Below are 17,543 nucleotides of genomic sequence, written 5' to 3'. Positions count from 1 at the left end.
GTGGCGGGATCTACCTTCGGTGGCATGACTCAGCAGGGGGTGCGCTGGAGCGCGGACCAGGTGCTGGCCCTGGCGCCTGACGCCGCGTCACGCACAGCGGGAAGCAGGCTCGGAGCGGCGGGGCCGTGGTCCGGGGCCGGGAGTTGCGAGGAGGGGACGGTATGGGGACTGTGCAAGGGCAGCGGCAGCAAGCCGTACCAGACGATCGTGGACATCGCCGACCCGGCGGGTCCCGCCTACAAGTGCAGTTGCCCGAGCCGGAAGTTCCCCTGCAAGCACGCCCTCGGCCTGCTGCTGCTCTGGGCCGGCGGGGGCGACTCGGTGCCGGCGGCGCAGCGGCCGCCGGACTGGGCCGAGCAGTGGATCGCGGGCAGACGCGAGCGCGCGGAGGGGAAACGGGCGGCGGGCACCGGGAGTTCCCCGGCCGCGGCTGATCCCGCGGCGGCCCGGCGTCGGGTGGAGCAGCGGGCCGAGCGGGTCACGGCGGGCGCCACGGAGCTGGAGCAGCGGCTGTCCGACCTGCTGCGCGGCGGCCTGGCCGCGGCGGAGCAGGCGGGGTACGGGTTGTGGGAGGAGACGGCGGCCCGCATGGTCGACGCCCAGGCTCCCGGACTGGCCGCGCGGGTGCGGGAGCTGGGGGCGATACCGGGCTCCGGACCGGGCTGGCCGGTGCGGCTGCTCGAGGAGTGCGCGCTGCTGCATCTCCTCGACCAGGGCTGGCTGCGCCGCGACCGGCTCCCGGCGGGTCTCGCGGCCACGGTCCGCTCCCGGGTCGGCCTGCCCGCGCCGGCGGACGGCCCGCCGGTGCGCGACCGCTGGCTGGTCCTCGCCCAGTACGACACGGCGGACTCGAAGCTGACGACCCGCCGGATCTGGCTGCACGGCGCCGACTCGGGCCGTACGGCGCTGCTCCTCTCCTACGGCGCGGCCGGCCGCGCCCCCGAGCTGGCGCTGCCGGTCGGCCTCGCGCTGGACGCGGAGCTGTCCGCCTATCCGGGCGCGGGTCAGTACCGGGCGGCGCTGGGTGAGCGGTTCGCCGCTCCCGCGCCCCTGCCGGCACGGCCGCCGGGCGTACCGACGGCACGGGCGGCGGCCGGGTACGGGGCGGCACTGCGCGACGACCCATGGCTGGATTCGGTGCCGGTGACGCTCGGCCGGGTGGTGCCGGTCCCGGACGGCGACTCCTGGCAACTGGCGGACGCGGAGGGCGAGTCGGCGCTGCCCCTTGCTCCCGGGGCGCGTTCCGGACCGGGTCTGTGGCGGCTGGTCGCGCTCTCGGGCGGCGCCCCGGTCACGGTCTTCGGCGAGTGCGGCCACCGCGGCTTCACCCCGCTGACGGCCTGGCCGGAGGAAGCGGGCGAGGCGGTACCGCTGTGCTGACCCGGCCGGCACCCGAGCCGGCTCGCAGGACCCGTAGGACCCGAAGAACCCGCAGAACTCCTGGATCTCGTGGAACTCGTGGAACTCGTGGAACTCGTGGAAGGGGAACCCCGTGACCGCTTGGGAGGATCTCGTCACCACGGCCCTGCTGGGCACGGACCGGCGTCCGCCCGCGGCCGACGCACCGGGCCGTGAGGCCCCGGTGGCCCTGCTGGACGAGGCGGCCTTGGCAGCCGTACGCCGGCGGGCCGGGCTGCGTCCGGCGCCGGCCGCGCGCCGCCCGGAACCGGCCCCCGAAGACCCGCGCCCCGCGCTGCCGGCCGCCGCGGCACGCAGGCTGGCGATGCTGCTGTCCGACCGTCCCGGCACCGCGGCCGGTGGCCGCCGGGGCACCTCGCCCGACCTGATGGAGCTGCTGCCGCAGTGGCTCGCGGCGGCCAACGCACGCGGGTTCGCCGCGCCCCCGCAGGCGCTGCCCGCCCTGCTGGACGCGGCCCGGGGCCGTACCGACCTGCGGCCCGCCGCGCTGGCCTTCGCCGGACCGCGCGCCCTGTGGCTGGCCCGGCTCAACCAGGACTGGCGGTTCGCCCTGCGCGCGGCCCCGGGCGGCGGTGCGGCCCTGCCCGGTCCCGAGGACACCGACGCGATACGGCAGCTGTGGCAGGAGGGTCTGTTCGCCGAGCGGGTCGCCCTGCTGGCCGCGCTGCGGGCCCGTTCGCCAGAGGCGGCGCGCGAGCTGCTGGCCGGGACCTGGGCGACGGAGCGGGCCGAGGACCGGCTGATGTTCCTCGACTCGCTGCGCACGGGACTGGCCGCCGGGGACGAGCCGTTCCTGGAGCAGGCGCTGTCGGACCGCAGCCGTAACGTGCGGACCACGGCGGCCGAACTGCTGTCCGCGCTGCCCGCCTCGGCGCTCGCCGGGCGGATGGCGGTGCGGGCCGGGGCATGCGTGGCGGTCGACCACACCGGGGACGGACCGGTGATCGCGGTGGAGGCACCGCCGGAGTGCGACCCGGGGATGGAGCGCGACGGGGTCGTGGCCAAACCGCCCACCGGACGCGGCGAACGGTCGTGGTGGCTCGGGCAGTTGGTGGAGGCGGCCCCGCTCTCCACGTGGCCCGCCCGGCTCGGCGGCCGTACGCCCCGGGAGATCGTGGCGCTGGCGGTGGCGGACGGGTGGCAGGGCGAGCTGCACGCGGCCTGGTGCCGGGCCGCCGTACGGCAGGGGGACGCCGAGTGGGCGAGAGCGCTGCTCGGGGTGCCGGGGGCACCGGAGGCGGGCGGCCCGGGCGCGGTGTCCCTGGCCGAGCGGGCCAAGCTGCTGGGCACGCTGGAGGACGGGGAGCGGGCCGGCTGGGTGGCCGGTTTCATCGCGGCGCACGGCCTGTCGGAGGCGTTCCAGCTGCTCGGCGTGTGCGCCGTACCGTGGTCCGCGCCGCTCGGCCGGTCCGTGGTCGACGCCCTCGACATCGCGCGGGACGCCGGGAGTTACCCGTGGAGCTTCAGCGGGGTGATGGGCCTGGCCGAGCGCTGCCTGGATCCCGCGGAGGCCGGCCGCCTGGACGCACTCCTCGCGGTCCCGGACGAACGCGAGGACGCCGCACCGGGAGCCGGCGGCTACTGGGCAGAGGCCTTCCAACGCCTGGTGACGACCCTGGGACTGCGGGCGGCGATGCTCGCGGAGCTCGACGACCGCACCCCCTAAGAAACGCGAGCAACGGCGCCCCGAAGGGGGCGCTGGGGGTATCCCCGGCCGAAGGCTGGGGGATGAACTGAGCGACCAGCCCCCACCGACCCGCACCCCACACACGACGCCGGACCACGAAGTCGGCACCCCGCGAACGCGGCCTACGCCTGGGTCGGCTGCCGTACGTTCTCCCGGACCCACTCCACGATCGACGCCGTCGTCGCCCCCGGCGTGAAGATCGCGGCGACGCCCTTCTCCTTGAGGGGGGCGATGTCGTCCTCGGGGATGATGCCGCCGCCGAAGACGAGGATGTCCTCGGCGTCACGCTCCTTGAGGAGGTCGATGACCGCGGCGAAGAGGGTGTTGTGGGCGCCGGAGAGGATGGAGAGGCCGATGGCGTCGGCGTCCTCCTGGATGGCCGTGTCGACGATCTGCTCCGGCGTCTGGTGGAGCCCGGTGTAGATGACCTCCATGCCTCCGTCGCGCAGCGCCCGCGCGATGACCTTGGCCCCGCGGTCGTGGCCGTCGAGCCCCGGTTTGGCCACCACCACGCGGATCGGACCGGCTGCCACACCCATCACTGCCTCCATGCCCACGAAACGAACACGCCACCATCCATGCGTACCGAGAAGTACCGCACATTCGGCGCGTTCCGCCACCCACCTCAAGTGAACGAACGTTATCTCCAGCATCCCGCACCCGGCAGTTTCGGGGAGGTTACAGAGGGGGAAATCACACACAGCGGGACACGTCAGGGAGCCGCAGCGTGGTCCGCGGGGACGGTACGGGGCACGCGACACGGCACGTCGTCGCACCCCCGCCGCCCCCGCTGCCTTCGCCCGGTCTCCCCATGAGGGCACACGGGGGACGGAGCTGTCCTCGGCGTGCCGACAGGAGGTCGGCCGATGAAGGTCACCGAGGTACTACTGGAGCCCTTTCTCCCGTTCTGCCGCCGCTTCCTGCCGAGCAGACTCGCCGGTCTCTCGCTCGCCCTCCTGAAGTCGACCGCCCTGGAGGCCGCGATCCTGGCCGGGCACCTGCTGCTCTACCCGACCGGCCTCACCCCCGAGCGCCGGCCGGCCGTACCGCCCGCACCGTCCGCGGAGCCCGACGGCACGGCCCGGCTGCCGGTCCGGGCGGCCCCGCCGGTCGTCCTGCTGCACGGCTTCATCGACAACCGCTCGGTCTTCGTCCTGCTGCGCCGCACCCTCGCCCAGCACGGCGGCCAGCGCGTCGAGTCGCTCAACTACTCGCCGCTGACCTGCGACATCCGCACCGCCGCCGAACTTCTCGGCCGGCACATCGAGGAGATCTGCGAGCGCACCGGCAGCGGCCGGGTCGACGTCGTCGGGCACAGCCTCGGCGGGCTGATCGCGCGCTACTACGTCCAGTGCCTCGGCGGTGACCTGCGCGTCCGCACGTTGGTGACGCTCGGCACCCCGCACTCCGGCACCCGGGTGGCGCCGCTGGCGGACGCGCACCCGATCGTGCGGCAGATGCGCCCCGGCTCGGAGGTCATCGAGGAGCTGACCCGGCCCGCGCCCGGCTGCCGTACCCGGTTCGTGAGCTTCTGGAGCGACCTCGACTCGCTGATGGAGCCGGTGGAGACGGCTCGCATCGACCACCCGGACCTGATGGCGACGAACGTGCGGGTGACCGGGATCGGCCACCTCGCCCTGCCCGTCCACCCGGCGGTCGCGACCGGTATACGGCAGGCCCTCGACGAAACACATCCGGAGGAGCGGGTCGCGGGCGGACTGACGGTGGCCTGAGGGAGTACTGGAGAGCCCTTCGGGGGCCGCCGGGGGCCTCCGAGGACCGCCGAGGACCACCCCTCACCTCGAACACTCCTCGAACACAAGGCCAAACCCGCGCCCGTCGTCCCCCGAAACACGACCGAATGCCCGTTTACCGAAACAGCGAAACCTGTTGAAGATTGTCGCGCCCGCATACCGCCGGGTACAGTCGCCGCACTGCTCTGGCAGCCCCTGTTGTCGAGGCGAAAGAGAAGTTGGTGAACGACCGTCACCCGTCGGGGACCATGACCACCCCGGCCCCGGCTTCCGACGCCGACCAGGCGCACTACGCGTCGTACGGCACCCAGGAAGCCCAGTACGGCGACTTCACCACGTACGGCGACCACACCGCCACCGGAACCGGCACCGCTTTCCACAGCGACCCGCTCTTCGGCAGCCTTCCCGGCGAGGGCCAGGCCACCGGGGCGTACGACACCACGCAGTGGCAGACTTCCGGCGGCCACACGCTGAACTACGACCCGTACGCGGCCCAGCACCACGCCGCCTACGACTCCGGCGCCTACGACAGCACCGCGTGGACCGTCCCGGCGCAGGGCACGGCCGCCGACACCAGCGGCCACTGGGACGCGAACGCCTGGCTCCAGCCCGACCAGCCGGGCATGGCCGGTGCGACCCAGCAGTGGGAGTGGGGCACCCAGGCCTTCGACACCGGCGCGTACGACGCCACCCAGTGGAACTCCGACGGCACCCCGGCGCAGGCCCCCGAGCACGGGCACGGGCAACAGCACGAGCCGTACGCGGACTTCGACGAGCACGGGGAGCAGGCGGAGCACGGGCAGTACGGGGAGCAGGCGGAGTACGGAGAACAGGCGGAGTACGGGGAGTACGGCGCGCACGACGGGTTCGGGGAGTCCTCCGCGGACGCCCAGGACGGCACGGAGGTCGCCGCGACCGGGGAACTGCCTGCAGGAACGCCACTGCTGGAGGACCAGGAAGAGGTCACCCCGGCCCCGCCCGCGGCGACTCGCGCCGGCACCCGCGCGGGGGCGCGTTCCCGCCGCCGTACGCCCCCCAAGCGGTCCGCGCTGCTGACCGTCGCCGTGCCCTCGGTGTGCGTGATGGGGGTCGCCGGGATCGCGGCCGCCTCGGTCGGCAGCCTGACCGACGACGGCAAGGACACCACCGCCTCCGCCTCCGCCTCCGACGTGCAGTCGGTGAAGCCGTCCGCCGCCAACAGCAAGCTGGACGCCCAGCTGAGGACGCTCTCGGCGGGCGCCGACGACTTCGCCGACCGGGCCAGCCGGACGCAGGAGCGCATCGACCTCAAGGCCCAGCAGGAGACCGAGAAGAAGAAGGCGGCGGCGGAGGCGGCCCGCAAGGAGCGGCTGCGCCCGAAGTACGTGCTGCCGGTCACGCAGAAGGGCCTCAGCGCCTATTTCGGCCAGGCCGGCGTCAACTGGATGTCCGTCCACACGGGCATCGACTTCCCCGTCTCCTACGGCACGACGGTGATGGCCGCGACCGACGGCGTCGTCTCCACCAAGTGGAACAGCGCCTACGGCAACATGATGATCGTGACGGCGAAGGACGGCACGGAGACGTGGTACTGCCACCTCTCGTCGTACCGCGTCGCCGCCGGTACGACGGTGAAGGCCGGCGACCCGATCGCGTACAGCGGGAACTCCGGCAACTCGACCGGTCCGCACCTGCACTTCGAGGTCAGGCCGGCCGGCGGCGCCGCCATAGACCCGCTGCCGTGGCTGCGCAGCCACGGACTCGACCCGACCTGACCCGGCCGGTTCCGGCGGCCCCGCCGCGGCGGGGCCCGGTACGGGGCCTTCTCCCCTGCGCCTTCTCCCCCTGCGCCCTGTCGCCTAGAGCTTCTCCACCGGCGCGTACCGAAGGAGCAGCCGCTTCGGCTTGGCGTCGCCGAAGTCGATCGTCGCCTCCGCGTTGCCGCCCGTGCCCTTCACTCCGACGACCGTGCCGAGGCCGAACTGGTCGTGGGTGACCCGGTCGCCGACCGCCAGCGAGACCACCGGCTTCTCCGAGGTCCGCCGGGTGGCGAAGCCGGACGCACCCGACGCCGAGGAGCGCGAGCGGGTCGAGGAGAGCGAGGCCGCCACGCCCGCGGCGGGCCCGGAGGAGACCGGCGCCATCGCCCCGGTCCGCTTCCACTCCAGATAGGCGCCCGGGATCTCCTCCAAAAAGCGCGAGGGCGGGTTGTACGACGGCTGGCCCCAGGCACTGCGCATCGCCGACCGCGTGAGGTACAGCCGCTCCCGCGCGCGCGTGATGCCGACGTAGGCGAGGCGCCGTTCCTCCTCCAGCTCCTTGGTCTGGCCGAGGGCGCGCATGTGCGGGAAGACGCCGTCCTCCATACCGGTCAGGAACACCACCGGGAACTCAAGGCCCTTGGCGGTGTGCAGGGTCATCAGGGTGATGACGCCGTCGCCGTTCTCGTCCTCGTCGGGGATCTGGTCGGAGTCGGCGACCAGGGCCACCCGCTCCAGGAAGTCGGCGAGCCCGCCCGGCTGCTCGCCCTCGCCGGACTCCTGCTCGAACTCCAGTGCCACGGAGGCGAGTTCCTGGAGGTTCTCGATGCGGGTCTCGTCCTGCGGGTCCGTCGAGCTCTGCAACTCGGCCAGGTAGCCCGTGCGTTCGTAGATCGCCTCCAGGACCGTGGCGGGTCCGGCGCCGGACTCCACGACCGTGCGGAGGTCCTCCATCAGCGTGTTGAACCGCTTGACCGCGTTCGTCGACCGCGCGGCCATGCCGTACGCCTCGTCGACCCGCTTGAGCGCCTGCGGGAAGCTGATCTTCTCCCGCTGGGCGAGGGCGTCGATCATCGCCTCCGCGCGGTCGCCGATACCGCGCTTGGGGACGTTGAGGATGCGCCGGAGCGGGACCGAGTCCTCCGGGTTGGCCAGCACCCGCAGGTAGGCCAGGACGTCCCGGACCTCCTTGCGCTCGTAGAAGCGGACGCCGCCGACCACCTTGTAGGGCAGGCCGACCCGGATGAAGATCTCCTCGAAGACGCGGGACTGCGCGTTGGTGCGGTAGAAGACGGCGACATCGCCCGCCTTCGCCTCGCCCGCGTCCGTCAGACGGTCTATCTCCTCGGCGACGAACTGCGCCTCGTCGTGCTCGGTGTCGGCGACGTAGCCGGTGATCTGCGCGCCTGCGCCCGCATTGGTCCACAGGTTCTTCGGGCGGCGGGACTCGTTGCGCTCGATGACCGCGTTGGCGGCGGAGAGGATCGTCTGGGTGGAGCGGTAGTTCTGCTCCAGGAGGATCGTCGTCGCGTTCGGGTAGTCCTCCTCGAACTGGAGGATGTTGCGGATCGTGGCGCCCCGGAAGGCGTAGATCGACTGGACGGCGTCGCCGACGACGCAGAGCTCGGCGGGGGGCAGGTCGTGCTCGCCGGGCGGGGTGTCCGCCTGGGGTGCGCCGGTGCCGACCAGCTCGCGCACGAGCGCGTACTGGGCGTGGTTGGTGTCCTGGTACTCGTCGACCAGGACGTGCCGGAAGCGGCGGCGGTAGTGCTCGGCGACGTCCGGGAAGGCGCGCAGCAGGTTGACCGTCGTCATGATCAGGTCGTCGAAGTCGAGGGCGTTCGCCTCGCGCAGCCGCGACTGGTAGAGGGCGTAGGCCTGGGCGAGGGTCTTCTCGAAGCCGTCGCTCGCCCGGGCGGCGAAGTCCTCCTCGTCGACCAGCTCGTTCTTGAGGTTGCTGACCTGGGCGCTGAACGACTTCGGCGGGAAGCGCTTGGGGTCGAGGTCCAGGTCGCGGCAGACGAGGGCCATCAGGCGCTTGGAGTCGGCCGCGTCGTAGATCGAGAAGGAGGAGGTGAAGCCGAGCTTCTTGCTCTCCCTGCGCAGGATCCGCACGCAGGCGCTGTGGAAGGTCATCACCCACATCGCGTTCGCGCGCGGGCCGACGAGGTGCTCGACCCGCTCCTTCATCTCGCCCGCGGCCTTGTTGGTGAAGGTGATCGCGAGGATCTGGCCCGGGTGCACCTGACGCGCGCCGAGCAGGTGGGCGATGCGGTGAGTGAGCACGCGCGTCTTGCCGGAACCGGCGCCGGCCACGATGAGCAGCGGGGAGCCCGCGTGCACCACGGCCGCCCGCTGGTTGTCGTTGAGCCCCTCCAGGAGTGCTGCCGGGTCCAGGGCCGGGCGGGGGGCGCCGTCGCGGTAGTAGGCGTCCCGGTCCGGGGGCACGTCGAACTTCCCGTCGAACAGGTCGTCCGGAACCGACTCCGGAGCGTGCTCGTCCTCGGGCGGCGGCGGAGGTTCCTCGTCATGGCCGCGGGGGGCCTGGAGGCTCGCCAGGAAGCTGTCGTCAAAGAGGCTGCTCATCGCTCTCCGAGTCTAGGGCGCCCCACCGACAACCGGCCCCCGCCCCGAAAACTCACCCCCGTAACCGAACAGATCCCCTCGGTGACGGCCGGTCGACGCACGCCACACAGCCGTGAACGCCACCCCGAACCCCTTGATCCTTCCGGGCAGGTCACCCATAAGTCGCAGATCACCCTGTCTGAACAAGTCCCCACACCGAGGTCACGAAAATGTATCGGGCATATCGCACATCAAACTTCACAGGGCCCACACGAGTTGGCTAGCGTGCCGGGCAGGCCGTACGACCCCCACCGGCGAACGTCGCCGGGCCGCACGGCCTCCGCCGAGTCCGGGGCGCCACCGCGCATCCGGAGCCGGGGACCCACACCGATCCCGGGGTGAATCGGTCCCGACTCCCCTCCGGGGAACGGACCGTAGGGCAACCCTTCCGAACCACCCGCCCGAACCCGACAGCTAACTCGGTAGGCGGACCGCTGGAAGGAGTCGCCCCCGTTGGCGTCGCATCGCAAGTCCCGGCCGTCAGGAACGCGCGCGGCAGGCATACGCACCCCCGCCCTGGCCACCGCCGCCCTCACCTCCATGGCCCTGTTCTCCCAGACGGCCGAGGCCGCACCCTCCGAGGACGGCAAGCCGAGCCTGGAGGAGGTCGAGAAGAAGGTCGACGCCCTGTACCGGCAGGCGGAGTCGGCGACCGAGAAGTACAACGCCGCCAAGGAGCGGACCGGCAGGCAGCGCAAGCAGGTCGACACCCTGCTCGACGACGTCGCCAGACGCACCGACCGGCTCAACAAGGCGCGCGAGGCACTGGGTTCGTTCGCCGCGGCCCAGTACCGGACCGGGGCGAGCGTTCCCGACACGGCGACCTTCCTGCTCGCGGACACCCCCCAGGGCTACTTCGACCAGGACCAGCTGATGAGCCGCCTGACCGCGCGCCAGAAGGGCGCGGTCGACGACTACGTCACCCAGCAGTCCGCGACCATGAGGAAGCGGCAGGAGGCCACCCAGAGCCTCGAGACGTTCACCGAGACGCAGGACGACCTCAAGACCGCCAAGACCACGGTGCGGGCGAAGCTGGCCTCCGCGCGGGAGCTGCTGTCGCAGCTGACCGCCGCGGAGAAGGCCCGGCTGGCGGCGCTCGAGAAGCAGCGGCAGGAAGCGGCGGACCGCAAGGCGGCGGAACTGGCGAAACAGCAGGCCGCGGCGGCCGACCAGGGGACGTCGTCGTCCGCCGCGTCGGGCAGCCCCGCTTCCGGCACGTCGAGCGGCTCCTCCTCCGCCTACGCCACGAAGGCCGACAAGGCGATCGCCTTCGCCCGGGCGCAGATCGGCAAACCGTACGTCTGGGGCGCCACCGGCCCCGGCTCCTACGACTGCTCCGGGCTCTCCCAGGCCGCCTGGAAGGCCGCGGGCGTCTCCCTGCCGCGCACCACCTACGACCAGGTGAACGCCGGCACCACCGTCTCCCTCGCCGACGCCCGGCCGGGCGACCTGGTCTTCTTCTACGACGACGTCAGCCACGTCGGCATCTACATCGGCGACGGCATGATGATCCACGCCCCGAAGCCCGGCGCCTACGTCCGCGAGGAGTCGATCTACTACGGCGGCGAGTCGATCATCCACAGCGTGGTGCGCCCGGCCTGACCCGACGGGGGCGCTCGGCACGCCAGGGGCGCCCCCGCCCGCTGCTCTCCGCCGGCCCGCACGCACCGCGGCGCCCGCCTCCCGCCACGTACCCGCAGCCGCTCCCCCGCAGCCGCCCGCACTCCTGTCCGCCGCGACCGTACGGTTCGCGCGGTCGGCGCGGTTTTCGGGCCGTACGCGCGCGTGCCCCGCCCCTACGGCGGCCGGCTCTCCCTAGCATCAGGGGGCATGTCCGGTCGATCCCCCCTCAGCGCCTGGTGGGCGCAGCGTCCGCCGGCGGCCGGGGCCGCCGTGATGGCCACCGGCATCGTGTCGGTGGGGCTGCACCTGGCGGCCGCGGAGACCCTGTCCCGGGCGGCGCTGGTGCTGACCTGCGTCATGTGGGTGGCGCTGGCCGCGGACTTCGTCGTACGGCTGGCGCGCGATCGCCGGCGGTGGGCGCAGGAGGCGCGGACACCGGGCGCGCTCACCGCCGTGGCGGCGACGACGGTGCTGGGGACGCGGTTCTCGGCGCTCGGGTGGCAGACGCTGGCCGAGGCCCTGCTGGCGCTGTCGGTGGTGCTGTGGCTGCCGTTGCTGATCCTCGTCGTGCGGCACTGGAAGCCGCGGATGCCCGGCACGGTGTTCCTGGCCTGTGTGGCCACGCAGGGGCCGGCCCTGCTGGGTGCGACGCTGGCGGCGGCGGTGACCACGGCGTGGCTCGCGCACCTCTCGCTGGTCCTCTTCTGGCTGGGGCTGGCGATGTACGGGCTCGCCGTGCCCCGGTTCGAGTGGCGGCAGATCGCCCAGGGGCCCGGCGACCAGTGGGTGGCGGGCGGTGCCCTCGCGATCTCGGCGCTGGCCGGGGCGCGGCTGCTGGCCGCCGACAGTGCGCGGCTGTACCTGTGGAACGACGACGACCGCGGCGTCCTCACCGCGGTGACGGTGGCGCTGCTGGTCCTGGGCCTGGCCTGGTACGTCGTGCTGCTGGCCGCGGAGGTGGCGTGGCCCCGGCCGCGTTACGACGTGCGCCGCTGGGCGACGGTGTTCCCGATGGGGATGACGGCGACGGCGACCCTGTCGGTCGCGGCCGCCGTCGGCGGCGCGTGGCTGAAGTGGCCCGGCCGGATGCTCGTGTGGGTCACGGTGGCGGCCTGGCTGGCGGTGGCGGCCGGTGCGGCGGCGGACGCCCGCGCGGCCCTCAGGAGGGCCCGCTGAGGAGGCCGTGGATCAGGTCCACAGGACGGCGATGAAGATGTTCACCGTCGTGAGCAGGCCCACCAGGCCGAAGGCACCCTTCTCGACCTTCTCGTCGTCCCGCTTCACGTAGACGAGCCCGAGGATCACGATCAGCAGGGCGAGCTTCACGCCGATCTTGATGGTGTTGACGTGGTGGTCGTCGGCCTCGTTGAGACCGACCAGGACCACGCCGGTCGCGAGCATGGTGAACGCGCCGTGCAGCATCCCGGGGACGAACCGGGCCGTGCCCTGGCCCATCGCCTTCATCTGGGTGAGGAAGCCGCCGAGGAGCGCGGCGATGCCGATGATGTGCAGGCCGACGAAGAGATGGATGAGTACGTCCATGGCCCCGGAGCCTAATCAGGGGCCGCCGGGGCACCGGCCACCGGCCCCTCCCCCGGCGTCCCCGCCCTCAGCCCGCCGCCCCCGCATATATGCACCCCATAGCACCCTGCGTCCCCCATCAGCCGCGGAACCACCGCTTCGGTCATCCCGCCCCGCGAAGCCGACGACTCCGGACTGGAATCCCGTTCACATACCGTCGGGTAACGATCCGGTCACGCCAATTCCGCGCATCGCGTTACCAAGCCGACACGCCCGGGCCTAGCGTCCTCCCCCAGGTGACCGACTCCCCACCGCCGCCCGGGCCAGGGGCGGCAGTCGGACACCACCGCCGAGAAGGTCCGGCGGCGGCCCGCTCCCCCTGTGGCGGGCCGCCGCCGGACGCGCAACCGCACTCCCCCGCGGCCGGACGGACGCTCCCCCTGGCGTGCCCACGGACGCGACGACGGTCGTACGAAAGGACGGGACAGTCCAGGTGGCAGCGCACCGCAAGCCCCGACAGCGCTCGCTCGGCGGGAGTACGGCCCGCACGGCCGTCACCCTCGCCCTGGCGGGCGCGGCCACCGCCACGGCCTTCGAAGGGACCGGAAACGCCGAGCCGCAACTGACACCGGCGCAGGTGAAGGCCAAGGTGGACCAGCTGTACCAGGAGGCCGAGGAGGCCACCCAGAAGTACGACGGAGCGAAGGACAAGGCCGACACGGCCCAGCGCCGGCTGAAGTCGCTGCAGGACGAGACCGCCCGCGCCCAGCAGAAGCTCAACTCCGCCCGGGACGCGCTCGGTTCCTTCGCGGCCGCGCAGTACCGCGACGGCGGCATCGACCCGGCCTGGCAGCTGGCGCTGTCCAGCGACCCCGACCAGTACCTGGACGACGCGGCGTTCGCCGAGCGGGCCGGCGACCGGCAGGCCGGTGCGGTGGCACGGGTCCGGCAACAGCTGCGGGGGGTCGAGCAGTTGCAGGGAGCGGCAGAGGTCGAGCTGACGTCGCTGCGGTCCCGGCAGGCCGAGCTGAAGCGCGAGAAGACCGCCGTCAACGGCAAACTGGACGAGGCGCGCCGGCTGCTGGAGCGGCTGTCGCCCGGGCAGCGGTCGGCGGTCGCGGCGGACGACGGCACCGGACGCGCCTCCCGCTCCGCTGCGGACGCCCGCGCCCCCCTGACCGCCGGCGGCGTCGCCGCCACCGACTCCCGCGCCGCGGCTGCCATCGCCTACGCGTACTCGAAGCTCGGCAGCCCCTACGTCTGGGGCGCGACCGGCCCCGACGCCTTCGACTGCTCGGGCCTCGCCCAGGCCGCCTACCGCTCCGCAGGCGTCTCCATCCCCCGCACCACCTACGCCCAGATCAACGCCGGCCGCCGCGTCTCCCGCTACGAACTCCAGCCGGGTGACCTGGTGTTCTTCTACTCGGGCATCAGTCACGTCGGCATCTACATCGGCAACGGCCAGATGATCCACGCGCCCAACCCGTCGGCGCCGGTACGGATCGCCCCGATCGACGAGATGCCGTTCGCGGGGGCGACGCGGGTGGTGTGACAGGTCACCAGCGCAGCGGTGGGACAGGTGTCACGCGCCACCGTCGACGCCTCCGAGCCACAGTCGACGGCCAAGGTCGTCCAGTTCGCTCTTGCGGTCCTCGCATTCGGGGATGGCCTGACGCAGCAGAGCCCAGTAGTCGGCTCCGTGTCCCGGGATCCTGATGTGGGCGAGTTCGTGCGCGATGACGTAGTCGACCAGATGCGCGGGCAGCTGAAACAGGGCCCAGTGCAGCGCCATGGTCCCCTGGCCACCGACGCCCGGCCGGTACGTCCCCCAGCGGTTACCGACATCGCGTACGACGATGTCGGGCTCACGGACCTCCATACGGGCGGCCCACGGCTGGAGCCTGCCCTGCGCCCAGCGCTGTCCGGCCCGTCGGTACCAGGCAACGAGCGCGCGACGGGCCTGGACCGGATCCCGCGCGAGTCCTTCACCGATCACCATCCGCCCGGCATGGAGCCGGACCGGGGCCTGCCCTTCGCCGTCGATCAACAGACGGTAGCCACGTCCCAGATAGGTGAAGGGCTCACCGTCCCGGAACTTCCGTTCGGGGTGGGCTGGCGGGTGTTCGGCACGCCGTCGCAACTTATCGGCGAGCCACGCCTGCCCCTCCCGCAGAAAGGTCTCGGCACGCTGGATGTCACAGTCCTGGGGTGTATGCAGGACCAGGGAGCCGTCGCGTTCCACCGTGAGGCCGAGACGTCGGCGGCGGGCGCTGACGGCCACCCGGAAGTCCCGGCCGCCCACCACGACCACCTGACCGTCCTCCAGGACGGTTCGGCACGGGTCGGTCAGGTCGGCTGTCGTCGGCACGCCGCCTATTGTCCCCGAGCTGCGGTCCGGAACGCCGCCGCATGCCGCTGGGCGTGCCCGGTCAGCGCCTGTGAAAGGTTCCGCAGGGGCTCCCGCCCGCGATCTCGCGCCTTGACGCCCGCCTTGCGCAGGCCACGCCAGATCTCGCTCTGCAGCGAGTCCAGACTGGCCTCGCTGTCCGCCCATGCAGCACTCGACACATGCCGCTCGATGATCGCGGCCAGTTCGACCGTCACGTTTCTGAGGAGGGCGGGTTCGGGCAGGTCGAAGGCCGCGTCCTCGGTCATCCGGTCGGAGAGCTTGGTGTAGAGCTGCTGCTCCCCCGGCGTCAGGTCGGCGACCTCGGGATCGACCTCCTCCGCCTGCCGGGCCCGGTCGATCAGCGGCCCGATGCGCACCTTGATCTCGTCCCAGCGTCCTGCGAACTCCTCCAGAACAGCTTCCAGTTCCTCTGAAAGCGTCCGCAGCACCGGCCGGTCTTCCGTCCTGCGTCTTTCCTCCAGGTGGTAGCGCAACGCCTGCACCTGCTCCGCGGCCGATTCCTGCACATCGGGTATCCGCCCCACCACCTCGTCGAAGTCCGGCGCGAGGATGGAGACCGGAGCGATGACCTGCTCGATCTCCGGCAGCTCGAGGTGGTCCGCCACCATGGCGCGCACCTTGCGCCCATACGCCCGCACGGAGAACTCTCCGCCCTCCGCGTCTCGGTAGTGCCTGCGGACGCGCTTCTGGAGCAGCGTCCACTCGCGGGCCTCGGGGATCAGCTTCAGTGCGGCCTCGTGCGGCAGTACCCGCTCCAGCGCGGTGAGGAAGCCACTAATACGGCTGTCGAACTCGGAGCGCACGGTCTCGTCGGCGAGCGTGAGCATGCCGCGCGCGATACCACCGGGGCTGTCGAGCCCGGTGATGCCGATACCGGCCAGGAAGTCCCGCAGCTCCCTCGCGGTCCGTTCCATCTCCGGAACCTCGTCCGTGAGGCTGCGCACGGACCGGAGCGTCCGACCGTCCCCCTTGTACGCGGGCAGGGTGACGGCGAGATCGCTGAGCACGCCGTAGTAGTCGACCACGCGTCCCTCGAACTTGCCTCGGCGCGGCCGGTTCACGCGAGCGATCGCCTGCAGCAGTTCGGCGTCCTGGATGGGACGGTCGAGGTACAGGACCTGCTCGATGGGCGCGTCGAACCCCGTGAGCAGCATGGACTTCACGATGAGGAAGGCGACGGGCCGCGTCTCCTCGGCCTCCGGCCGGGCGGACCCGCTCCAAGGGTTACTGCCGCCGCTGCCCGCTGGCGCCCGGTCCTCCTCGGGGGTGCGGCGCGTCACCCACGGATTGTCCGGCGGAAGCTGCGGGAAGGGCTCCAGGAAGCGCTCGATGTGCTGCTGCTGGGCCACCGGATCGGTCCACTCACGCCACTGACCGCGCTTCTTCTCGCTGCCCGCCGAGATGACGGGCACGAAGTCGATCCTGCGCAGGATCTCCTGGTACTGCCACGCCCGCAGCAGCACGAGATCGTCCCAGGTGTAGTCGGTGATGTCCTTGTGCCGAAGAGACTCGGGATCGAACTCCACCACCCTGTCGAGAAGTTCCGCTCGCGCCTCCTCCAGCATCTGCCGGTACAGCACAGTGGCACTCCGGCTGACGGCCGCGACCTGCGCCTTGAATCCACCGGTCAGCGGCCCGGTGACATAGTGCTCCAGCATGTCGACGGCCTTGGCCCTGATCACCGGTCGCGACTCGGCGACGGTACGGCTGGTCGGCTTGAGCTGCCTGCGCATCCTGGCCTGCCGATCGGCCTGCAACTCGGCGATCAGGTTCTCGAACTTGGCGTTCAGCTCGTCCGTGTCGCGGACCCCGGCCGGACCCGTGCGTCCCTCGTAGCGGACGGGAACGACGACCTTGTCCCGCTCGGCCTCGTCCATGAGGTACGAGTCGAGGAACGTGCCGTCCGGCTCCAGCCCGAAGATACGGCCGGTGTCCGTCAGCCGCCCCTTCATGATCGGCGTACCCGTGAAACCGACCCGGGCCGCCTTCGGCACGGAGTCACGCAGGCAAGCGTGCAGCACGGAGGTGTGCGACCGGTGCGCCTCGTCGACGAGGACCAGAACATACGGCGAGTCGCTGCACTCCGAGAACTGCCGCCGTACCTCGTCGACGGCCGTCTCACCCGGGGTGGGGTCGGATGCCTCCTCCTCCGAGGCGCCCTCGGCGAGCCGCTCCTGCGCGGCCTCGAACTCCGCCACCGGATCCCGGTCGTCACTGGACTCACCGTCCCCGGTGCCGACGACACCGGGGATCCGCCCGAGGTACTTCTGGATCATCGTGAAGACGACGGCGCGTCCACCGCGCTTGCCCGCACGCTCCAGCATGCCTTCCACGTCGGAGCGGGACTGCGCGACCCGGACGTCGGAGCCGCCGACCCGGACGGCGGCGGCCAGCTGCTGTTCCAGCTGTCTGCGGTCGGTGACGACGAGCAGGGTGAAACGGTTGAGCTGCGGGTCGCGGCTGGTGTGAAGCCGACGGGCGAGGAAGGCCATGGTGAGACTCTTGCCGGAGCCCTGGGTGTGCCAGATGACCCCACCGCGCTCGTCCTGTCCGGCGGCAGGATCGTCCACTGTCCTCCCGGTACGCAGCTTCCGGACGATCTTCTCGACGGCACGGTACTGCTGGTGCCGGCACACGGCCTTGACGGTGACGGGCGGCTCTCCCGGCTTGGTCTTCACGGGCATCTCGAAGACGTAGTGCCGCACGATGTTCAGCAGATTGCGTGGCTTGAGAACGATCCCGACGAGACGATGCCGGTCGTTCGG

At 72.2% G+C, this 17,543-nt stretch carries 12 protein-coding genes and 1 riboswitch; of the genes, 7 read left to right on the top strand and 5 right to left on the bottom strand.

The window, feature by feature from the left end:
- Positions 1-24: 24 nt before the first annotated feature.
- On the top strand, positions 25-1,380 hold the full coding sequence (locus JF597_RS39165) for an SWIM zinc finger family protein (RefSeq protein WP_294008102.1): 1,356 nt from the start codon (positions 25-27) through the stop codon (positions 1,378-1,380).
- A gap of 112 nt (positions 1,381-1,492) precedes the next feature.
- Complete coding sequence (locus JF597_RS39160) at positions 1,493-3,085, top strand: DUF5691 domain-containing protein (RefSeq protein WP_294008100.1); 1,593 nt, start codon at positions 1,493-1,495, stop codon at positions 3,083-3,085.
- A 143-nt stretch (positions 3,086-3,228) separates the two neighbouring features.
- On the opposite strand, the gene JF597_RS39155 is transcribed toward JF597_RS39160, so the two are convergent.
- Positions 3,229-3,645, bottom strand: coding sequence for a cobalamin B12-binding domain-containing protein (locus JF597_RS39155; protein ID WP_294008099.1), 417 nt, complete (start codon positions 3,643-3,645; stop codon positions 3,229-3,231).
- A gap of 327 nt (positions 3,646-3,972) precedes the next feature.
- Here JF597_RS39155 and JF597_RS39150 point away from each other — a divergent pair, with 327 nt between their 5' ends.
- Together JF597_RS39150 and JF597_RS39145 are read left to right on the top strand one after the other, a co-directional pair.
- Positions 3,973-4,839: an alpha/beta fold hydrolase gene (locus tag JF597_RS39150; protein WP_294008097.1), complete on the top strand. Its 867-nt coding sequence runs from the start codon at positions 3,973-3,975 to the stop codon at positions 4,837-4,839.
- Positions 4,840-5,081: 242 nt separating this feature from the next.
- Positions 5,082-6,614 carry a M23 family metallopeptidase gene (locus JF597_RS39145; protein ID WP_294008095.1) on the top strand — a complete coding sequence of 511 codons (1,533 nt, stop codon included), beginning with the start codon at positions 5,082-5,084 and terminating at the stop codon, positions 6,612-6,614.
- Positions 6,615-6,698: 84 nt separating this feature from the next.
- Here the strand turns inward: JF597_RS39145 and pcrA are convergent, their stop codons facing one another.
- Positions 6,699-9,185 carry a DNA helicase PcrA gene (gene pcrA / locus JF597_RS39140; RefSeq protein ID WP_294008094.1) on the bottom strand — a complete coding sequence of 829 codons (2,487 nt, stop codon included), beginning with the start codon at positions 9,183-9,185 and terminating at the stop codon, positions 6,699-6,701.
- Positions 9,186-9,495: 310 nt separating this feature from the next.
- Positions 9,496-9,670, top strand: a riboswitch (cyclic di-AMP (ydaO/yuaA leader).
- A 7-nt stretch (positions 9,671-9,677) separates the two neighbouring features.
- Between pcrA and JF597_RS39135 the strand changes: the two genes are divergently transcribed.
- Together JF597_RS39135 and JF597_RS39130 are read left to right on the top strand one after the other, a co-directional pair.
- Positions 9,678-10,826 carry a C40 family peptidase gene (locus tag JF597_RS39135; protein WP_294008092.1) on the top strand — a complete coding sequence of 383 codons (1,149 nt, stop codon included), beginning with the start codon at positions 9,678-9,680 and terminating at the stop codon, positions 10,824-10,826.
- A gap of 228 nt (positions 10,827-11,054) precedes the next feature.
- A complete protein-coding gene (locus JF597_RS39130) occupies positions 11,055-12,023 on the top strand; it encodes a tellurite resistance/C4-dicarboxylate transporter family protein (RefSeq protein WP_294008090.1) in 969 nt (322 codons plus the stop codon).
- A 12-nt stretch (positions 12,024-12,035) separates the two neighbouring features.
- Here the strand turns inward: JF597_RS39130 and JF597_RS39125 are convergent, their stop codons facing one another.
- Positions 12,036-12,389 carry a hypothetical protein gene (locus tag JF597_RS39125; RefSeq protein ID WP_294008089.1) on the bottom strand — a complete coding sequence of 118 codons (354 nt, stop codon included), beginning with the start codon at positions 12,387-12,389 and terminating at the stop codon, positions 12,036-12,038.
- Between the two features lie 472 nt (positions 12,390-12,861).
- Between JF597_RS39125 and JF597_RS39120 the strand changes: the two genes are divergently transcribed.
- On the top strand, positions 12,862-13,920 hold the full coding sequence (locus JF597_RS39120; RefSeq protein ID WP_294008087.1) for a C40 family peptidase: 1,059 nt from the start codon (positions 12,862-12,864) through the stop codon (positions 13,918-13,920).
- 30 nt (positions 13,921-13,950) lie between these two features.
- On the opposite strand, the gene JF597_RS39115 is transcribed toward JF597_RS39120, so the two are convergent.
- Complete coding sequence (locus JF597_RS39115) at positions 13,951-14,736, bottom strand: SprT family zinc-dependent metalloprotease (protein WP_294008085.1); 786 nt, start codon at positions 14,734-14,736, stop codon at positions 13,951-13,953.
- 5 nt (positions 14,737-14,741) lie between these two features.
- Positions 14,742-17,483 carry a DEAD/DEAH box helicase family protein gene (locus tag JF597_RS39110; protein WP_294008083.1) on the bottom strand — a complete coding sequence of 914 codons (2,742 nt, stop codon included), beginning with the start codon at positions 17,481-17,483 and terminating at the stop codon, positions 14,742-14,744.
- Positions 17,484-17,543 lie beyond the last annotated feature (60 nt).

This window comes from Streptomyces sp., assembly GCF_019510245.1.
Classification (GTDB): Bacteria; Actinomycetota; Actinomycetes; order Streptomycetales; family Streptomycetaceae; genus Streptomyces.
This window is presented reverse-complemented; position numbering and strand designations above follow the sequence as displayed.